This window comes from Klebsiella sp. EMBS2024, assembly GCF_036233805.1.
Classification (GTDB): Bacteria; Pseudomonadota; Gammaproteobacteria; order Enterobacterales; family Enterobacteriaceae; genus Klebsiella; species Klebsiella pneumoniae.
In genome coordinates this window covers 1,332,834-1,351,063 of record NZ_JAZARW010000001.1, presented here as the reverse complement: position 1 = coordinate 1,351,063, position 18,230 = coordinate 1,332,834, and the positions used below count along the sequence as shown (strand labels likewise).

The 18,230-nt window shown below is 57.9% G+C and carries 19 protein-coding genes and 1 pseudogene; 10 read left to right on the top strand and 10 right to left on the bottom strand.

Features of this window, described 5'->3' with window-relative positions:
- Positions 1-134 precede the first annotated feature (134 nt).
- Both VZP09_RS06105 and yajD read left to right on the top strand, forming a co-directional pair.
- The gene (locus VZP09_RS06105; protein WP_002901255.1) at positions 135-1,388 is read left to right on the top strand and encodes a glycoside hydrolase family 18 protein; all 1,254 of its coding nucleotides are present in this window, start codon (positions 135-137) and stop codon (positions 1,386-1,388) included.
- Positions 1,389-1,548: 160 nt separating this feature from the next.
- On the top strand, positions 1,549-1,893 hold the full coding sequence (gene yajD / locus VZP09_RS06100) for an HNH nuclease YajD (protein ID WP_002901254.1): 345 nt from the start codon (positions 1,549-1,551) through the stop codon (positions 1,891-1,893).
- 94 nt (positions 1,894-1,987) lie between these two features.
- On the opposite strand, the gene VZP09_RS06095 is transcribed toward yajD, so the two are convergent.
- Together VZP09_RS06095 and msrB are read right to left on the bottom strand one after the other, a co-directional pair.
- Positions 1,988-2,266 carry a YeaC family protein gene (locus VZP09_RS06095; RefSeq protein WP_002901249.1) on the bottom strand — a complete coding sequence of 93 codons (279 nt, stop codon included), beginning with the start codon at positions 2,264-2,266 and terminating at the stop codon, positions 1,988-1,990.
- Between the two features lie 43 nt (positions 2,267-2,309).
- The gene (gene msrB, locus VZP09_RS06090) at positions 2,310-2,723 is read right to left on the bottom strand and encodes a peptide-methionine (R)-S-oxide reductase MsrB (protein WP_002901246.1); all 414 of its coding nucleotides are present in this window, start codon (positions 2,721-2,723) and stop codon (positions 2,310-2,312) included.
- A 338-nt stretch (positions 2,724-3,061) separates the two neighbouring features.
- Between msrB and gapA the strand changes: the two genes are divergently transcribed.
- Both gapA and VZP09_RS06080 read left to right on the top strand, forming a co-directional pair.
- On the top strand, positions 3,062-4,057 hold the full coding sequence (gapA, locus tag VZP09_RS06085; RefSeq protein ID WP_002901243.1) for a glyceraldehyde-3-phosphate dehydrogenase: 996 nt from the start codon (positions 3,062-3,064) through the stop codon (positions 4,055-4,057).
- 74 nt (positions 4,058-4,131) lie between these two features.
- Entirely contained in the window at positions 4,132-5,016 is an 885-nt protein-coding gene (locus tag VZP09_RS06080) for a D-hexose-6-phosphate mutarotase (RefSeq protein WP_002901240.1), read from the top strand.
- A 56-nt stretch (positions 5,017-5,072) separates the two neighbouring features.
- Here VZP09_RS06080 and VZP09_RS06075 read toward each other — a convergent pair whose 3' ends face one another.
- Positions 5,073-5,927 carry an aldo/keto reductase gene (locus tag VZP09_RS06075; RefSeq protein WP_002901238.1) on the bottom strand — a complete coding sequence of 285 codons (855 nt, stop codon included), beginning with the start codon at positions 5,925-5,927 and terminating at the stop codon, positions 5,073-5,075.
- Between the two features lie 91 nt (positions 5,928-6,018).
- Positions 6,019-6,765 carry a MipA/OmpV family protein gene (locus tag VZP09_RS06070; protein WP_002901236.1) on the bottom strand — a complete coding sequence of 249 codons (747 nt, stop codon included), beginning with the start codon at positions 6,763-6,765 and terminating at the stop codon, positions 6,019-6,021.
- Between the two features lie 416 nt (positions 6,766-7,181).
- Between VZP09_RS06070 and yeaG the strand changes: the two genes are divergently transcribed.
- Together yeaG and VZP09_RS06060 are read left to right on the top strand one after the other, a co-directional pair.
- Positions 7,182-9,116 (top strand): protein kinase YeaG, encoded by a 1,935-nt coding sequence (gene yeaG / locus VZP09_RS06065; protein WP_002901234.1) that lies wholly within the window; start codon positions 7,182-7,184, stop codon positions 9,114-9,116.
- An 85-nt stretch (positions 9,117-9,201) separates the two neighbouring features.
- Positions 9,202-10,485, top strand: a complete 1,284-nt coding sequence (locus VZP09_RS06060; RefSeq protein ID WP_328794957.1) for a YeaH/YhbH family protein — start codon at positions 9,202-9,204, stop codon at positions 10,483-10,485.
- Positions 10,486-10,530: 45 nt separating this feature from the next.
- On the opposite strand, the gene VZP09_RS06055 is transcribed toward VZP09_RS06060, so the two are convergent.
- Positions 10,531-11,094 (bottom strand): hypothetical protein, encoded by a 564-nt coding sequence (locus VZP09_RS06055; RefSeq protein ID WP_004190861.1) that lies wholly within the window; start codon positions 11,092-11,094, stop codon positions 10,531-10,533.
- 158 nt (positions 11,095-11,252) lie between these two features.
- Here VZP09_RS06055 and VZP09_RS06050 point away from each other — a divergent pair, with 158 nt between their 5' ends.
- On the top strand, positions 11,253-11,735 hold the full coding sequence (locus VZP09_RS06050; RefSeq protein ID WP_002901230.1) for a glutathione peroxidase: 483 nt from the start codon (positions 11,253-11,255) through the stop codon (positions 11,733-11,735).
- Positions 11,736-11,856: 121 nt separating this feature from the next.
- On the opposite strand, the gene VZP09_RS06045 is transcribed toward VZP09_RS06050, so the two are convergent.
- On the bottom strand, positions 11,857-12,168 hold the full coding sequence (locus VZP09_RS06045; RefSeq protein WP_002901229.1) for a hypothetical protein: 312 nt from the start codon (positions 12,166-12,168) through the stop codon (positions 11,857-11,859).
- Between the two features lie 67 nt (positions 12,169-12,235).
- Between VZP09_RS06045 and VZP09_RS06040 the strand changes: the two genes are divergently transcribed.
- Complete coding sequence (locus VZP09_RS06040) at positions 12,236-12,355, top strand: hypothetical protein (RefSeq protein WP_004140436.1); 120 nt, start codon at positions 12,236-12,238, stop codon at positions 12,353-12,355.
- 70 nt (positions 12,356-12,425) lie between these two features.
- Here the strand turns inward: VZP09_RS06040 and VZP09_RS06035 are convergent.
- A pseudogene (locus VZP09_RS06035) lies at positions 12,426-13,306 on the bottom strand (LysR family transcriptional regulator).
- A gap of 175 nt (positions 13,307-13,481) precedes the next feature.
- On the opposite strand from VZP09_RS06035, the gene VZP09_RS06030 reads away from it, so the two are divergent.
- Positions 13,482-14,699 (top strand): MFS transporter, encoded by a 1,218-nt coding sequence (locus tag VZP09_RS06030; RefSeq protein WP_094315817.1) that lies wholly within the window; start codon positions 13,482-13,484, stop codon positions 14,697-14,699.
- On the opposite strand, the gene VZP09_RS06025 is transcribed toward VZP09_RS06030, so the two are convergent.
- Entirely contained in the window at positions 14,696-15,445 is a 750-nt protein-coding gene (locus tag VZP09_RS06025) for an SDR family NAD(P)-dependent oxidoreductase (RefSeq protein ID WP_065889073.1), read from the bottom strand. The genes VZP09_RS06030 and VZP09_RS06025 overlap by 4 nt on opposite strands.
- A gap of 166 nt (positions 15,446-15,611) precedes the next feature.
- On the opposite strand from VZP09_RS06025, the gene VZP09_RS06020 reads away from it, so the two are divergent.
- On the top strand, positions 15,612-16,517 hold the full coding sequence (locus VZP09_RS06020) for a LysR family transcriptional regulator (RefSeq protein WP_004140447.1): 906 nt from the start codon (positions 15,612-15,614) through the stop codon (positions 16,515-16,517).
- Positions 16,518-16,523: 6 nt separating this feature from the next.
- Here the strand turns inward: VZP09_RS06020 and VZP09_RS06015 are convergent, their stop codons facing one another.
- Positions 16,524-17,789, bottom strand: coding sequence for a Y-family DNA polymerase (locus VZP09_RS06015; RefSeq protein ID WP_004183665.1), 1,266 nt, complete (start codon positions 17,787-17,789; stop codon positions 16,524-16,526).
- 2 nt (positions 17,790-17,791) lie between these two features.
- Positions 17,792-18,211 (bottom strand): translesion error-prone DNA polymerase V autoproteolytic subunit, encoded by a 420-nt coding sequence (locus VZP09_RS06010; RefSeq protein ID WP_002901192.1) that lies wholly within the window; start codon positions 18,209-18,211, stop codon positions 17,792-17,794.
- Between the last annotated feature and the right edge of the window lie 19 nt (positions 18,212-18,230).

Genomic DNA, 18,230 nt, shown 5'->3' with positions numbered 1-18,230 from the left:
CTGCCGCCTCGCTATTGTCCATAAATTGAACTCTCTCGCAGTNTCNNCAGGTTATTGCTGCTAGTCTGGCAAGGCTGTTTTTTCGCCACGCCATTTCCGTGGCGTGGTTATTTTTATGTCAAAGAGGAACCACTATGAAACGTTTGCCCTTGCTGGCAGCTTTGCCCTTGCTTTGCGCTTCCGCGCTCTCTGCCCAACCGCTGATGTCCGTCGGCTATTTTAACGGCGGCGGCGACGTCACCGCCGGGCCGGGCGGTGATATCGATAAGCTGGACGTCCGGCAGATCACCCATCTCAACTACTCGTTTGGCCTTATCTATAACGATGAAAAAGACGAGACCAATGCGGCCCTGAAGGATCCTGCTCATCTGCACGAGATCTGGCTGTCGCCGAAGGTGCAGGCGGATCTGCAAAAGCTCCCCGCCCTGCGTAAACAGAATCCGGACCTCAAAGTCCTGCTGTCGGTCGGCGGCTGGGGCGCGCGTGGTTTCTCCGGCGCGGCGGCGACCGCAGAAAGTCGCGCCGTCTTTATTCGTTCCGCGCAGAAAATCATCCAGCAATATGGTCTGGACGGCATTGACCTCGACTGGGAGTTTCCGGTCAACGGCGCCTGGGGACTGGTGGCCAGCCAGCCGGCTGACCGCGACAACTTCACTGCCCTGCTGAAATCGCTGCGTGAGGCAGTCGGTGAGCAAAAGCTGGTGACTATCGCCGTGGGCGCCAATGCCGAGAGCCCGAAAAGCTGGGTGGACGTCAAAGCGGTGGCCCCGGTGCTGAACTACATCAACCTGATGACCTACGACATGGCCTACGGCACGCAGTACTTCAACTCGAATCTGTATGACTCCAGCCACTGGCCGACGGTCGCCGCAGCGGATAAATACAGCGCCGATTTTGTGGTCAACAATTACCTGGCCGCCGGGCTTAAACCCAGCCAGATGAACCTCGGGATTGGTTTTTATGGCCGGGTACCGAAACGGGCGGTCGAGCCGGGGATTGACTGGACGAAAGCGGATGCGCAAAACAATCCGGTCACCCAGCCCTATTTTGGGCCACAACAGATCGCGCTGTTTGCCTCGCTGGGCTATGACCTGAGCAAAGACACCTATGTGAAATACAATGATATCGTGGGCAAACTGCTCAACGATCCGCAAAAGCGTTTTACCGAGCACTGGGACGATGAGGCGAAGGTTCCGTGGCTGTCGGTGCAGTCCGCGGAGGGCAAGCCGCTGTTCGCCCTCTCCTATGAGAACCCGCGCTCGGTAGCCATTAAGGCGGACTATATCAAGGCGAAGGGCCTCGCCGGGGCCATGTTCTGGGAATATGGCGCCGATGACCAGAATCAGCTGGCCCGTCAGCTGGCGGAATCGCTGGGGATCAAACACTAATCATGGCTGTTCCGCCGCATCGTCGGCACCGGGAGGCGTGACGCAGGCAGCATCGCCTGCAATGCAGGTATATCGCGCCGCCCGGGATAGGTTATGATGCCTGTTATCCGCTGCGCCAGGGGTTGGCGCAGCTTAACCGTTTGACAGGAGGCAGGGGGCCATGGCCTATATCCCCAAAAATTACGCACGTCTGGAAGTGGGTTACCGCGAAAAGGCGCTCAAGCTTTTTCCCTGGGTGTGCGGACGCTGCTCACGGGAGTTTGTCTACTCCAATCTGCGCGAGCTGACGGTGCACCACATCGATCACGACCACTCCAATAACCCGGAAGATGGCAGCAACTGGGAGATGTTGTGCCTGTACTGTCACGATCACGAACATTCCAAGTACACCGAAGCCGATCAGTATGGCTCCACGGTGGTGGCAGGGGAAGATGCGCAAAAGAGCGTCGGCGAGGCCACCTACAACCCGTTTGCCGATCTGAAAGCGATGATGAACAAAAAGTAAGCGAAGCGGCTGACCGCCGGACGCGGTCATTCAACATGACGCCATCCGGCGCGCGGTTACCCGCCGCCGGAACGTCTCACCGCCGGCCGGCGGTTTATTGCAGTTTAACGGTGGCGATCGGCTTCGGCACGATGCCAAAATCCTCTTTCAGCTGCTGTTTGCTCTTCATTACCATCTGCCCGCTGGTGTCGATGGTCATGTGCTGGGCGTCGGTGTTATACCGTGCCTGCCAGAGCATCACCAGCTGCAGGCTATTTTCCTTCTGCTCCGGCGTCAGCGCGACGCCATCCGGCCATTTTCCCAGCTCTACCGCCGTCGCCAGACGCTGATACACTTCCGGCGTCATACTGTCGATAATTTGCTCAATATCCATCTTCCGCTCACCTCCGCCTGGAATAATTTGCTGAATCGTTTCTTCAACCCTTGATTTGCTCGCCATTTTGCTCATCGGTGAAGCTCAGCGATGCCGAGTTGACACAATACCGCTCGCCGGTCGGCTGCGGACCATCCGGAAACACGTGGCCGAGATGGGCATCACAGTTTCCGCAACGGATCTCAATGCGCTGCATGCCGTGCGAATTGTCGGTCAGATAGCGAATGGCCTCCGCGCTTACCGGCTCGTAGAAGCTCGGCCAGCCGCAGCCGGAGTCGTATTTAGTCTGGGAGTTAAACAGCGGCGCATCGCACACCAGGCAGTGGTACACGCCATTTTTCTTGTTGTGCAACAGCCGTCCGGTGAAAGGCGGTTCGGTGCCATGATGCTGCGTCACGTAAAACTGCATTTCGCTCAAGCCATTTTTCAGCTCTTCCGGGGTGGGTTTATTCGCCATGGGCTTACATCTCGCTTTGCAATGGACTACTTTCGCTCCAATTCTAACAAAACATTAACAATGAAGCGTACACTTTTGTTCTAAACTTATCCGGTGCCCACAGGCAGCCAGATAATTGTGACTTAAATCACGTTTTTATCTTAAATGCCCTTTAAAATTCCGCGCGCAGCCCCCACATGGAATTGGGCTCAAAGGGAAAGTGAGGCAAATCAATCGCGCAAAGGTCTGCTCAGGATTGATTTGTCGCAATGATTGACACGATTCCGCTTGACGCTGCGTAAGGTTTTTGTAATTTTACAGGCAACCTTTTATTCACTAACAAATAGCTGGTGGAATATATGACTATCAAAGTAGGTATCAACGGTTTTGGCCGTATCGGTCGCATTGTTTTCCGTGCTGCTCAGAAACGTTCTGACATCGAGATCGTTGCAATCAACGACCTGTTAGACGCAGAGTACATGGCTTACATGCTGAAGTATGACTCCACTCACGGTCGTTTCGACGGTACCGTTGAAGTGAAAGACGGTCATCTGGTCGTTAACGGTAAAAAAATCCGTGTTACCGCTGAACGTGACCCGGCTAACCTGAAGTGGGACGAAGTTGGTGTTGACGTTGTTGCTGAAGCAACCGGTATCTTCCTGACCGACGAAACCGCTCGTAAACACATCACCGCTGGCGCGAAAAAAGTCGTTCTGACTGGCCCGTCCAAAGACAACACTCCGATGTTCGTTCGCGGCGCTAACTTCGACGCTTACGCTGGCCAGGACATCGTTTCCAACGCTTCCTGCACCACCAACTGCCTGGCGCCGCTGGCTAAAGTTATCAACGACAACTTCGGTATCGTTGAAGGCCTGATGACCACCGTTCACGCTACCACCGCTACTCAGAAAACCGTTGATGGCCCGTCTCACAAAGACTGGCGCGGCGGCCGCGGCGCAGCTCAGAACATCATCCCGTCCTCTACCGGCGCTGCTAAAGCAGTAGGTAAAGTACTGCCAGAACTGAACGGCAAACTGACCGGTATGGCGTTCCGCGTTCCAACTCCGAACGTATCTGTTGTTGACCTGACCGTTCGTCTGGAAAAAGCAGCGTCCTACGAAGAAATCAAGAAAGCCATCAAAGCCGCTTCTGAAGGCGCTATGAAAGGCGTTCTGGGTTACACCGAAGACGACGTTGTTTCTACCGACTTCAACGGCGAAGTTTGCACTTCCGTGTTCGATGCTAAAGCGGGTATCGCACTGAACGACAACTTCGTGAAACTGGTTTCCTGGTACGACAACGAAACCGGCTACTCCAACAAAGTTCTGGATCTGATTGCCCACATCTCCAAATAAGTTGAGATGAAAAAGTAATCTGTAAGAGCGACTTCGGTCGCTCTTTTTTTTGTCTGCAGAGATAGGATTGCACAATGATAAATAAAATTTTTGCTCTCCCGGTGAATGAAACCATTTCTCCCGTGATCTCCCGTCGCCAGCTGGACGACCTGGAGCTGATTGTCATCGACCATCCGCAGGTGAAAGCCTCTGTGGCGCTGCAGGGGGCGCACCTGCTCTCCTGGAAACCCGCCGGTGAAGAAGAAGTTCTGTGGCTGAGCAACAACACCCCGTTTAAACAGGGCGTCGCCCTGCGCGGCGGCGTGCCGATTTGCTGGCCCTGGTTTGGTCCTTCTGCGCAGCAAGGTCTGCCGTCGCACGGCTTTGCCCGCAATCTGCCATGGACCCTGGAAGGTCATGACGAAGACGACAGCGGCGTAATGTTGACCTTTGCGCTCCAGCACAGCGCTGAAACCATGAAGCTCTGGCCGCACGAGTTCACCCTCTATGCCCGCTTTAAGCTGGGCAAGACCTGTGAAATCGAGCTGGAAGCCCACGGTGAATTCGAGACCACCTCTGCCCTGCACAGCTATTTCAACGTCGGCGATATCGCGGCGGTGAAGGTGAGCGGTCTTGGCGAGCGCTATATCGATAAAGTGAACAATGCCGAAGAAGGTGTTCTGAGCAACGGCGTGCAGACCTTCCCTGACCGCACCGATCGCGTCTATCTCAACGCCGACAGCTGCAGCGTGATCCATGACGACGCGCTAAACCGCACTATCGACGTGGTGCATCATCATCAGCACAATGTGGTGGCCTGGAACCCGGGCCCGGCGCTGTCCGTCAGCATGGGCGATATGCCGGACGATGGCTACAAAACCTTCGTTTGCGTCGAAACCTGCTGCGTAACCCAGCCGCAGAAAGCCAGCGAAGAGACGCCCTCTCGCCTGGCGCAAACCATCAGCGTGAAAAAACGCTAATAGCAAAAGCCCCGTTGGTAACGGGGCTTTTGTTTTTCTTTGCCGTGAACGATGGGTTAAACCATATCCAGCCGGGTTTTTCGCTGCGGCGGCGGATAGAGGCGGTCCAGCTGCGCGAGCTCTTCCCCACTGAGGACGACGTCGAGCGCTGCGGCATTCTGCACCACATGCTCAATACTGGCCGCTTTCGGGATCGCCAGCACTCCCGGATGACGAATCACCCAGGCGAGCAGCAGTTGCGCTACCGTAATCCCCCGCGCGTTAGCCATATTAATGATATCGCTATGCTGAAAAAGTCCATCGCGTAAGCGCCCCGCCTGCGCCAGCGGGCAGTAGGCCATCACCGGCAGACTGTGCTGCTGGCACCAGGGCAGGAGATCGTATTCAATGCCCCGCGATGCGAGATGGTAGAGCACCTGGTTGGTTGCACAGTGCTCGCCATCCGCCGTCCGCCACAGCGCCTGCATATCCTCGGTGTCCAGATTAGAGACGCCCCAGCGGCGGATCTTGCCCTCGGCCACCAGCTTCTCCATCGCCTCAACCGTCTCCTGCAGCGGGATATCCCCGCGCCAGTGCAGGAGATACATGTCCAGATAGTCGGTCTGCAGCCGGCGCAGGCTGTTTTCACAGGCGCGGTGCATCGCCGCTTTGCCGGCATGCCAGGGATAGACTTTGGAGACCAGCACTACCCGGTCGCGCAGACCGCGGATCGCCTGGCCCACCACTTCCTCCGCCCCGCCGTCGGCGTACATTTCCGCCGTATCGATCACCGTCAGTCCATGGTCGATGCCCGCCCGCAGTGCAGCCACTTCCTGCTGACGCTGCGCCGCATGTTCGCCCATATACCAGGTGCCCAGCCCGATGGCCGGCACTGCCGCCTGCTCGCCGAAGCGTACTGTTTTTTTCACCATCTTCTCCTCCTTAACCGTATGCACCACCATAAAGCAAAACAGGGCGCAAGGCCCTGTTTTGATGCATGAAGCGCACTGTAAGAATGCACAATCAGAAGGTGTAGGTGATCCCGGTGGAGATCAGACCGCTCCAGGATTTATCCACCATCGGACTGTCGGTAATTTCATCCGACAGACGCGTGTAGCGCGCCACGCCGTAAACGCTCCAGTCACCAAGGAAGCGATAGTTAGCCGACAGTTCCAGATACGGGTTCCAGCTACTGTCCGGGTCATAGCTGCGCATGCCGCTGCGGCGCGACTCGTGCCGGGAGACACCATAGTAGTATTCGTTCTGATTGTCGCTGTTCCACTCCACGCCAATACCCGGCGTCAGCGTCAGGTTACCGTTGGTGTAACGGTACAGCCAGGCGAGATCCCAGTTAATACCGTTGCTGTTATCCAGCGTATCGCCGGCAATCGTCGTGCGCAGGAAGCCATAGGGCGTGTTGTGGACATAAGAAAGACCGGCCATCACGGTCGATTTACGTTTATCCAGTCGACGCATCTGCTCGCTGTCGCTGTCGCCCGGCTTGAAGTACATTGGCGACCAGTAGGCCGTAATCGACAGTTTATCGTTGGTGTCATTCCACAGGTAGTAACCCCCGCCCAGACCGTGGAACCAGAAGTTTTCGCTCTCATAACTAATGACCGGCACCGGATAGACATCCGCATCATATTGCTTATACGGATGCTCAACGACCCCTACGCCAGCCCCAAGAGTGAACTTCCCGTCGGCATGCGCCGCGCTGGCGGACGTCGCTATCAGCACGCCGAGTGCCAGAAGTTTGATTTTAGTCACAATCCATATTCCCGTTGTCAAATAATCAGCCCGTGCAGTGTACCGTCGTAGGTCTCATGCCTCAAATTCTTTACCCGATATGACACAAATCGTTCACTTTGCCACCCTTCTCTTACCATCCGGTGACAGCCCGATGACAACTTTGCGTCCCAACGAATCAAAAAGCGTCATGTTCAGGATGAGTTATTGATATGTCATTGAAATTGATTTTCTGCGCCATGCAAGATTTCTAAATGCATCTACGCTTAAATTTAGAAGGTGTAATTGCCGGGCACATTCACGCTACCCCACCCGCAACCTGGCATAAGGGTTGCTGGATACCAGGAGAGCGATGTTCAGCTTATGTCTTCCGGGGGCCCCCACTATTCATATGAACGGCTCTCAACCTGTGCTAAAAAACGAAAGGACGGCATGCCATGAATATATTCGATCACTATCGCCAGCGCTACGAAGCTGCCAAGGACGAAGAGTTCACACTGCAGGAGTTTCTTACCATCTGCCGGCAAGATCGCAGTGCCTATGCCAATGCGGCAGAACGTCTGTTGATGGCCATTGGTGAACCCGTCATGGTTGATACGGCTCTCGAGCCGCGGCTATCCCGTCTCTTTTCAAACCGGGTTATCGCACGCTATCCGGCATTTGAAGAGTTTTACGGTATGGAAGACGCCATTGAGCAGATCGTTTCCTACCTCAAGCATGCCGCCCAGGGGCTGGAAGAGAAGAAACAGATCCTCTATCTGCTGGGGCCGGTGGGCGGTGGTAAATCGTCGCTGGCTGAACGGCTGAAAGCGCTGATGCAGCGCGTGCCCATCTATGTGCTGAGCGCCAACGGCGAACGCAGTCCGGTCAACGATCACCCGCTGTGCCTGTTCAATCCGCAGGAAGATGCGCAGATCCTCCAGAAAGAGTACGGCATCCCGACCCGCTATCTCGGCACCATTATGTCGCCGTGGGCGGCCAAGCGCCTGCACGAGTTTGGCGGCGATATCACGAAATTCCGCGTGGTTAAAGTCTGGCCATCGATTCTCGAGCAGGTTGCCATCGCCAAAACCGAACCGGGTGATGAAAACAACCAGGATATTTCAGCGCTGGTCGGTAAGGTGGATATCCGTAAGCTGGAACACTATGCGCAGAACGACCCGGATGCCTACGGCTACTCCGGTGCGCTGTGCCGCGCCAACCAGGGGATTATGGAGTTCGTCGAGATGTTTAAAGCGCCGATTAAGGTGCTGCATCCGCTGCTGACCGCCACCCAGGAAGGTAACTATAACGGCACCGAAGGGATCTCCGCCCTGCCGTTTAACGGGATCATCCTTGCTCACTCCAACGAATCGGAATGGGTGACCTTCCGTAATAACAAGAACAATGAGGCCTTCCTCGACCGCGTCTATATCGTCAAGGTGCCTTATTGCCTGCGTATCTCCGAAGAGATCCGCATTTATGAAAAACTGCTCAACAACAGTGAGCTGACCCATGCGCCCTGCGCCCCGGGCACCCTGGAAACCCTGGCGCGCTTTTCGATTCTGTCGCGCCTTAAAGAGCCGGAAAACTCGAGCATCTACTCGAAGATGCGGGTCTATGACGGCGAAAGTCTGAAAGATACCGACCCGAAAGCGAAGTCCTATCAGGAGTATCGCGATTACGCCGGGGTTGATGAAGGGATGAACGGGCTCTCCACCCGCTTTGCCTTTAAGATCCTGTCTCGGGTATTTAACTTCGACCACGTCGAGGTGGCCGCTAACCCGGTGCATCTGTTCTATGTGCTGGAGCAGCAGATTGAGCGCGAACAGTTCCCACAGGAGCAGGCCGAGCGCTATCTGGAATTCCTCAAAGGCTATCTGATCCCGAAATACGCCGAGTTTATCGGCAAAGAGATCCAGACCGCTTATCTGGAATCCTACTCCGAGTATGGGCAGAACATTTTCGATCGCTATGTCACCTACGCTGACTTCTGGATCCAGGATCAGGAATACCGCGATCCGGACACCGGGCAGCTGTTTGACCGTGAATCGTTGAATGCCGAGCTGGAGAAAATTGAGAAGCCAGCCGGGATTAGCAACCCGAAAGACTTCCGTAACGAAATCGTCAACTTTGTGCTGCGTGCCAGAGCCAACAACAGCGGACGTAATCCGAACTGGACCAGCTATGAGAAACTGCGCACGGTTATTGAGAAGAAAATGTTCTCCAATACCGAAGAGCTGTTGCCGGTCATTTCGTTTAATGCCAAAACCTCAACCGATGAGCAGAAAAAACACGACGACTTTGTCGACCGCATGATGGAGAAAGGCTACACCCGCAAACAGGTTCGCCTGCTGTGCGAGTGGTACCTGCGGGTTCGTAAATCGTCCTGATGCGTNCAACCCGGCGGCACGCCGCCGGGTCAACTGCAGCTGAATGATGATAAGTAAAGTTGGCTAATGCAGTACAGGAGGGCATATGACCTGGTTCATAGACCGACGCCTGAACGGGAAAAACAAAAGCGCCGTCAACCGCCAGCGCTTTTTGCGCCGTTATAAGGCGCAGATTAAACAGTCGATCTCCGAGGCCATCAACAAGCGCTCGGTGACCGATATTGAGAGCGGAGAATCCGTCTCGATCCCGACGGACGATATCAACGAGCCGATGTTTCATCAGGGTCGCGGCGGCCTGCGCAACCGCGTCCACCCGGGCAACGACCATTTTGTGCAAAACGACCGCATTGAGCGCCCGCAGGGCGGTGGCGGCGGCGGCGGTAGCGGTCAGGGGCAAGCCAGCGCCGATGGTGAAGGAAAGGATGAGTTTGTCTTCCAGATCTCGAAAGATGAATACCTGGATCTGTTATTTGAAGATCTGGCCCTGCCGAACCTGAAGAANAACCAGCACCGGCAGCTGAATGAGTTTAAAACCCATCGCGCGGGTTTTACCTCCAATGGGGTGCCAGCCAACATCAGCGTGGTACGTTCACTGCAGAACTCGCTGGCCCGCCGTACGGCGATGACCGCCGGCAAGCGTCGTGAACTGCGCGCCCTGGAGGAGGATCTGGAAGCCATCAGCCGCAGCGAACCGGTGCAACTGCTGGAGGAGGAGCGCCTGCGCAAAGAGATTGCCGAACTGCGGGCTAAAATAGAGCGGGTGCCGTTTATCGACACCTTTGATTTACGCTACAAAAATTACGAAAAACGGCCGGAGCCTTCCAGCCAGGCGGTGATGTTCTGTCTGATGGACGTCTCAGGCTCGATGGACCAGGCCACCAAAGACATGGCCAAGCGCTTTTATATCCTGCTGTATCTGTTCCTCAGCCGGACTTATAAAAACGTCGACGTGGTCTATATCCGCCACCATACCCAGGCAAAAGAGGTGGATGAGCACGAATTCTTCTATTCTCAGGAAACCGGCGGCACCATTGTCTCCAGCGCCCTGAAGCTGATGGATGAAGTAGTGCAGGCCCGCTATGATCCGGCGCAGTGGAACATCTACGCCGCCCAGGCGTCGGATGGCGACAACTGGGCCGATGACTCCCCGCTGTGCCACGAACTGCTGGCGAAGAAAATTCTGCCGGTGGTGCGTTATTACAGCTATATCGAAATTACCCGCCGGGCGCATCAGACCCTGTGGCGCGAGTATGAACACCTGCAGGCGACCTTTGATAATTTCGCCATGCAGCATATTCGCGACCAGGAGGATATCTACCCGGTATTCCGCGAACTGTTTCACAAGCAGTCATCTAAAAGTGAAGCTTAATTAAATACTCAGCCAGTGAGTCGAGTGACTTGCTGGCTGTTTTCCTCAGACACAAGGCCCGGTGGCACATCCATACATCATGTAAAACGGAAACAACGGGGCCAGGGCAACGGCGCCAAGCGAGCTAATCGTTTTGGTCTTATCATTGATTGATACCACAACGGGGTGCGCTAACTGGTAGGCGGCGGCCAGATCTGACGCGTCCGATGCAGTCCAAAATCCTGTCGCTTTAAACAACACCCCGAGGCGATCGTTATCAATTTGCACCGCATGATACTGATTCACCAGCTCGCTATGCTGCCCGGCATCCAGTTTGCGCTGATCCATCACCACCAGATATTCCGCCGTCACCTCATGTTGTACCACGACAAAGTTAACCCGCACGCCGGAAGCCTGTTGGTGAAAGCGTTCATAAAAGGTCTTATAACGCTGATATTCCTGAGGCACACCGTCACGGACAAAGCGGTAACTGTATTTCGCTGAGCTGGCGACAATACCGGACTCTGTGGGTTTCATCGCCACAATGGTATCCCGAGGCGGCAAGTTTGGCGTGCTGGTACATCCTGCGAGTATCGCCACCACCACCAGCGATAAGACATATTTCATCATTTTCAGCCGTTCCTGTTCGCGATTTTCTCTATGACATCTGGCGTTTTTTTAACACTCCAGGTACAAATCCCTAACCCTGTGTATCATAACTGCCTAATCTGCTTCAAACATTCGCGCGATCGTCAGCGTTGAACTGTTTCTACTCTCAGGAGCCTGCTATGACCCCTTTTTATCAATTGACGGCTACCCGCCTGCGCGGCCAGCCCCTCTCCATGGCTGACTATGCTGGCAAGGTGGTTCTGGTGGTGAATACGGCCAGCCATTGTGGCTTCACACCGCAATACGCTGGCCTGGAAGCGCTCTACAAAAAGTACGCGGCTCAGGGGCTGGTAGTGCTTGGTTTCCCGTGCAACCAGTTTGGTAAGCAGGAACCCGGCGGTGCGGATGAAATCGAGCAGACTTGTCACGTTAACTACGGCGTGAGCTTCCCGATGTTTGAGAAAGTGGACGTCAACGGCCCCGCCGCACACCCGCTGTTTCGTTATCTGAAACAAGCGTTGCCCGGCGTGCTCGGCGGACGGATCAAGTGGAATTTCACCAAGTTCCTCATCGGTCGCGACGGCACACCCCTCACGCGTTTTGCGCCGTTCACGACGCCGGAGAAAATGGAAGCCTCCATTGTCGCGGCCCTCACGCGCTGAGTGTTCCCATCATGCCACGTTCACCCAGCGGCGGCTGGCTGCCCATACAAGGTAGACGTCGCTCTCACGCGGCCAGCAACCGCCTGCTGCTGGCCAATCTTCCACCTGCCCGGTCATCAGCCTACAGCGGCGACACGGCCTCGACTTCATGCTGAAACACATAGGGGTCGGAGAGGAGTTCGAATGCGTCGTCGTCCGGATAGGTGACCGCGACGTGATAGTCTTCGCCAGCGAAGGCTTTGACCGCCGCGAGATCCTGCCAGTAGGTGGCAAGAAAGAAATGCGCCCATTCGCCCTGGTTTTCCTGGCGCACCAGCGCCCCCCGGTTGCCGGCGATGCTCTGAGCGTGTTCCACGCCGGTCCGCTCGAGGTGGCGGGCAAACCCCTCAGCATGTTGCAATGGCACACAGCCGTGCCAGGTCCTGACAATCATTTGCGTTCTCCTGTGGTGATAAACGTCTCACCCTAACATCGACAGGCATTTCTGGGGGAGCGCAACAATGCCGCGCTGGCCACAACACAAAATTATTTTGCCGGACGGGGATATCCTCTCACTCTGCAGTATTTTCGACTGCGGGGCAGCATTGGGCCGAATATTGCGCGGCGAGTATCACTGTTAGCTGGCGCGGAAAAAATCGTGGCTCGTCAGCCTCGGGCAGTCTTATCGATACACGCCCAAGCCGCGCCCCTTCAGGGCATCGCCAGCCGATCTTGATGGTCCGCAAAGAGAGCGATGAGATGGTCGGCGAGAACCCGCACGCGTCTGGATCCGGCCAGGTCAGAATGCATCACCAGCCAGAGGGTCTGATCCGCGCCGATCTCCGGCTGCAGGCACTGCAGGCCGCTGGCCCGCGCCATAAAGTGCGGCAGGACGCCCAATCCGAGGCCCGCGGATACTGCGGAAACCTGGGCCACGAGCGTATTGGCTTCGACTTTACACGGCCGGCCGCGCAGGGTGCGCGTGATCCATTGGGCGGCCGGCAGGTGCTGGTGAGTTTCCNCCAACCCACAAAGTCCGCCTCGCTCAGCGACAGGCCGTCCGCCCCGGCCAGACAGTCGGCGGCGCCATAGACGCCAAACCCCACCGTCCCCAGCCGCTTTAACGTCAGATGCCCGGCCTCAGGCTTGACCATGCGGATCGCCAGATCGGCATCCCGACGGTGCAGGTTCACCGGCTGCACGCCGCTCAGCACCTCCACCCGCAGCTCGGGATAATGGTCCAGGAGCCCTTTCAGGGAGGGCAGAATAAAATGCGTGGCCAGGTTATCCGAGGTGGCCAGACGGACAACCCCGGCGACATGCCCCTGCAGTTGCGCCGCTTCGCCGAACGCCAGGCCAGCGTATTCCAGCGCCTCCGCCCGCGCGAGCAGGGCTTCGCCATCGTCGGTCAGGCGGTAGCCGCTCTGATGGCGGCTGAAGAGCGGAACGTTCAACGCCTGCTCCAGCCGATCCAGCCGGCGGGAGACCGTGGCAATCCCCATGTTCATCTTGTCGGCGGCGCCGCTCAGCGTTCCCGCCCGGGCGATGGCGAGGAATATGCGAGCATCATCCCAATGAAATTCTGCTGTCATCTCTTTTCCATTTATGGAAAANGGCTCTCCGTTTTCCGCTCTTTTTTATCAGTTTCGCAGGGATGATACTGCACGCCATTCGCGGAGACAACCAGGCCATCCGATCGCCTGCTCTCTCCTCACCTGAACGTCCGTGCACCGCGCGGAACGCTCCTTTCCTAAGGATACGCCTGATATGAAAGAGATTGCTTTACCCCTCCACCCGGCGCCGGCGCGCGTCTGGACTGCCGTCGTTGCGCTCGGGATCTGCGCCTTTTCGATCGTCACCAGCGAACTGGCGCCGGTGGGCATGCTCAGCGCCCTGGCGGCGGATTTTCACCAGACGGAATCCGGCGTGGGCCTCGCCGTCACCGCCTATGGCTGGGTAGGCGCCCTGGCGGCTCTGCTTTCCGGCGCAATGCCGACGCGTATTTCCCGCAAGGCGCTGCTGGTCGGGCTGATGCTGATCCTCGCGCTTTCCTGCCTCGCCGCAACCCGGTCTTATTCGATGTTCGCCCTGATGAGCGCCCGCATGATTGGCGCCCTGGCGCATGGCGCCTTCTGGGCCTTAATTGGCCTTGTCGCCGCGCAGCTGGTGCCGCCGCACCGGCTGGGGCTGGCCACGGCGATCATTTTTGGCGGCGTGTCAGCGGCAAGCGTAGTGGGGGTGCCGCTGGCGAGCTTTATCGCCACCCTGGCGGGCTGGCGACCCGCGTTTATGTCGATGGCCTTGCTGTCACTAGCCGCCGCTGCGGTGCTGTGCTCGACGCTGCCCCCGCTGGCCGCCCCTGCCCCCGTCAGGCTGCGTGTTTATCGCGATATCTTCCGCAATCCGCTGCTCGGTGGCCTGTATGGCGCCACGGCCTGCATCATTACCGCTCACTTTGCCGCCTTCACCTACATTGAACCGCTGCTGATAAATCTGCAGGGAGTCCCGGCGACCGCCCTCTCCGGCCTGCTGCTGCTGTCAGGGGTTTCCGGGCTGCTGGGTAACGTTATCGCGGGTAAGCTTATCGATCGTCATCTGAAGGGGCTGATTTTCGCTGCGCTGCTGCTGAGCGGGGGCGCGCTGGCGCTCCTTGGCGCCGCCCGTCTTGCGCCACTGCCGTTCTGTTTTAGCGGGCTACTGTTAGCCCTGTGGGGCGCCGGCATCGCGATTGTGTTCGTCGGCTTACAGACCTGGCTGCTGCGCAGCGCGGGCGCGGTCGCCCAGCCGGCGTCAGCCATTTATGTGGCCATTTTTAATGCCGCCATCGGCACCGGGGCGTTTGTCGGCGGCCAGCTGATCGCCTCAGCTGGCCTGTCGGAAATGGTGTGGCTGGCGGCGGGGATCATGGTGGGCAGTACGCTGCTGATCGCCCTGCTGAAAGCGCCTCTGCCCGGTCAGATCGGTGCGGCGACGGCAGGCGCTTAGATTTGCGCCAGCCCGCCGTCGACATAGATCTCCGCGGCGTTAATAAAGCTCGACTCATCCGACGCTAAAAATACCACCGTCCGGCCAATCTCCTCCGGCTCGCCCAGCCGCCCGAGCGGTACGCCGGCCGCCAGAGCATCGAACAAGCCCTGGCGGTCCGCCTCCGCCACCAGCCCTCCCAGACCCGGGGTACGTACCGGCCCCGGGCTGACCACATTGATGCGGATCCCGCGGTCGTTAACCTCCAGCGCCCAGGAGCGCGCCAGGCTGCGTACCGCGGCCTTACTGGCGCTATAGATGCTGAAGTTAGCCGTCCCTTTTACCGCCGCCGTAGAGCTGGTCAAAATCACCGAGGCGCCGTCGGTGAGCAGCGGCAGCGCTTTTTGCACGGTGAACACCACCCCGCGCACGTTGGTGGCGAAAATTCGGTCGACGTGCGTTTCGGTGATGGCGCTCAGCGGCAGCATATCCCCGCCGCCGGCATTGGCGAACAGCACATCCAGCCGGCCGGCCTCTTCGGCAATGGTCGCAAATACTGCGTCAAGGTCGCTTAACACGGCGGCGTCGGCGCGGATCCCGCGGGCGGCGGGTCCGATGAATCTTACCGCCGCATCCAGCTCCTCCTGACGGCGGCCGGTGATGTACACCTTCGCGCCCTGCTCCGCCAGCGCTTTCGCCGACGCCAGGCCAATCCCGGCGCTGCCGCCGGTGACTAACGCCACTTTATCCGCAAGTTTTTTGCTCATGGTGCATTTCCTTGGTTAGAGTATAAACAGGCCAGGCTCGCGAACGCGCCCCGCCGGGTATGGAAAGCACTGTAATCGTCCCGGCGAGGCGGAAAAATGGCCTAATCTGAAAAACACTCTTCCCCTCGGTGGATAATGACCTCCAGTAACCAGGATAAAGCGAATAATGGACCGGTTTTCAGCTCTCAAAGCCTTCACTCGCGTTGTCGAAGCCGGCAGCTTTACCCGCGCCGCGGACTCGCTGAATATGCCCAACGCCACCCTCAGCAAAACCATTCAGCAACTGGAAGCGCATCTTGGGGTTTCCCTCCTGCAGCGCACCACGCGGCGTATTACCGTGACGCCGGAAGGACGGGAGTACTATGAAAAAGCCCGCTGTCTGCTGGAAGACCTGGAAGAGATCGACGCGTCTTTCAATACCGCCCGCAATAAGCCGAAGGGCCATCTGCGGATCGCCATCGGCGGGTCGACCGCGTGCGATGTGCTGATCCCGCTGCTGGCGGACTTTATGACCTCCTGGCCGGATATCCGTATCGATTTGCAGGTGGCCGATAAGCCCGCGGACCTCATCAGCGGCAATATTGACTGCGCCATCCGCGGCGGTCCGATGGAAGACTCGACGCTGATCGCCCGTAAAATCGGCGAGGCGACGCTGGTCACCTGCGCCACCCCGGGCTATCTTCAGCGCTACGGCACCCCCGCCTCGCCGGATGAACTACATCATGGCCACCGGCTCATCAGCTATCTGTCGCCGGCCAGCGGCAGAGCGTTTCCGTTTCGCTTTACGCGTCACGGCGTCAGCACCGAGCTGAAGACAGAGCCCCATCTCGGCATCAATGAGAGCAACGCGCATATTGCCGCCGGCGAGGCGGGCTTAGGCATTGTGCAGACCTTTACCTATTCGCTGAAACCGGCGCTGGCGAGCGGCGAACTGGTGGAGATCCTCAGCGCCTGGCGCCCGGCCCCCTATCCTTTTCACGTTGTCTATGCCCGGCACCGGCACGTCCCGCCCCGGCTCCGCGTCTTTATTGACTGGCTGGCGGCGGTTTTTCCGGCCGCGGTGCAGGGATAGCGCGCGTTATCTGACGCGGAGCAGGTCGCCGTATCGCGTGGTGTAGCGCGGCGAGAGCATCTCCCGCTTCATCTGCCACTGCTGCTGGATCCCCTGGCCGGCAAAATAGAGCGCCCCCCTGCCGTTTTTCGCATTCAGCTGGTCGAGAACCTGCATCAGTCTGGCGCTGTTGTGCCGCGGAGCAAGCTCGTCGAACAGATTCAGCTGGGCGACGCCCTGGCTGTAGAAATCGCCGAGCATCACGCCGGCCTTCTGATAGCGATGCCCCGCTTTCCAGATGGCATCCAGACAGCTCGTCGCCGCGGCGATAATATCCCGGGAGTCCTGGGTCGGCGTCAGCAGCTTTAGCGAGGCGCTGTTGCCGTAATAGGGTTCATTCAGCGCGAAGGGGCTGGTTTTGACAAAGGCGGAGACGAACCGGCAGTACTGATGCTCACCGCGCAGCTTTTCTGCTGCCCGCGCGGCATAGCTGCAGATCGCCTGGCGCATATCCTCATAGGCCGTAATCCGATCCCCGAACGAGCGGCTGCAGATAATTTCCTGCTTAGCGGGGGCAAACTCCTCCAGCGCCAGGCAAGGCTCGCCGCGCAGCTCCCGTACCGTTCGTTCGAGCACCACCGTGAAGTGCTTGCGGATAAAGCGGATATCGCTCTCCGCCAGCTGGAGTACCGTGCCGATCCCCATCGCTTCAAGCTTTTTGCCGATCCGCCGCCCGATGCCCCAGACCTCGCTCACCGGCAGCAGCGCCATCAGCTTTCGCTGCCGCTGCGGGCAGGACAAGTCCACTACCCCGCCCGTCTGCCGCGGCCACTGCTTCGCCGCGTGGTTGGCCAGCTTCGCCAGGGTTTTGGTCGGGGCGATGCCAACGCCCAGCGTCAGATGGGTACGCTGCAGCACCGTGGCGCGGATTTCGCGGCCAAAATCGGTCAGATCTCTGCAATGACGCACACCGCTGACATCGCAAAAGGCCTCATCGATACTGTAAATTTCGCAGCGCGGGGTGAGCTCTTCCAGGGTGGCCATCACCCGGCTGGACATGTCGGCATACAGCTCATAATTACTGCTAAACGCCACGACGCCGTGGCGAAGAAACGCAGCCTTCTGCTTAAAGTAGGGTTCGCCCATTTTCACAAACGGCTTCGCCTCCGCCGAGCGGGCGATCACGCAGCCGTCGTTGTTCGACAGCACCACCACCGGCCGCCCCTTCAGGTCTGGCCGGAAGGCGGTCTGACAGCTGGCATAGAAGGCGTTCACATCACAATGCGCGAACATGATCAGCCCGCCGCCTTGATGATGTAGGTTACGACGCCGAAAATATCGAGCGTCTCCTCGCGGCCGACCACGATGGGCGAATAGGCCGGGTTCATCGGGTTAAGCTGCACCCGCGGCAGAAGCTGCAGCTTCTTTACCGTAAACTCGCCGCCGACGGCGGCAATCACGATATCGCCATGCTCCGCTTTACGCGCGCTGTCCACCACCAGCAAATCGCCTTCGTCAATGCCGGCATCGATCATGCTGTCGCCAGCGGCTTTGACAAAATAGGTCGCGCTGGGATGCTGCACCAGCAGCTCGTTGAGGTCGATTCGCTTCTCAACATAGTCCTGAGCCGGGCTGGGAAAGCCGCACTGCACCAGGTCGGCAAAAAAGGGAAAGGAGACAATCTGACGTAGCTCAACCGGCGTGTAAACGTTCATTTTTCAACCCACCACACAA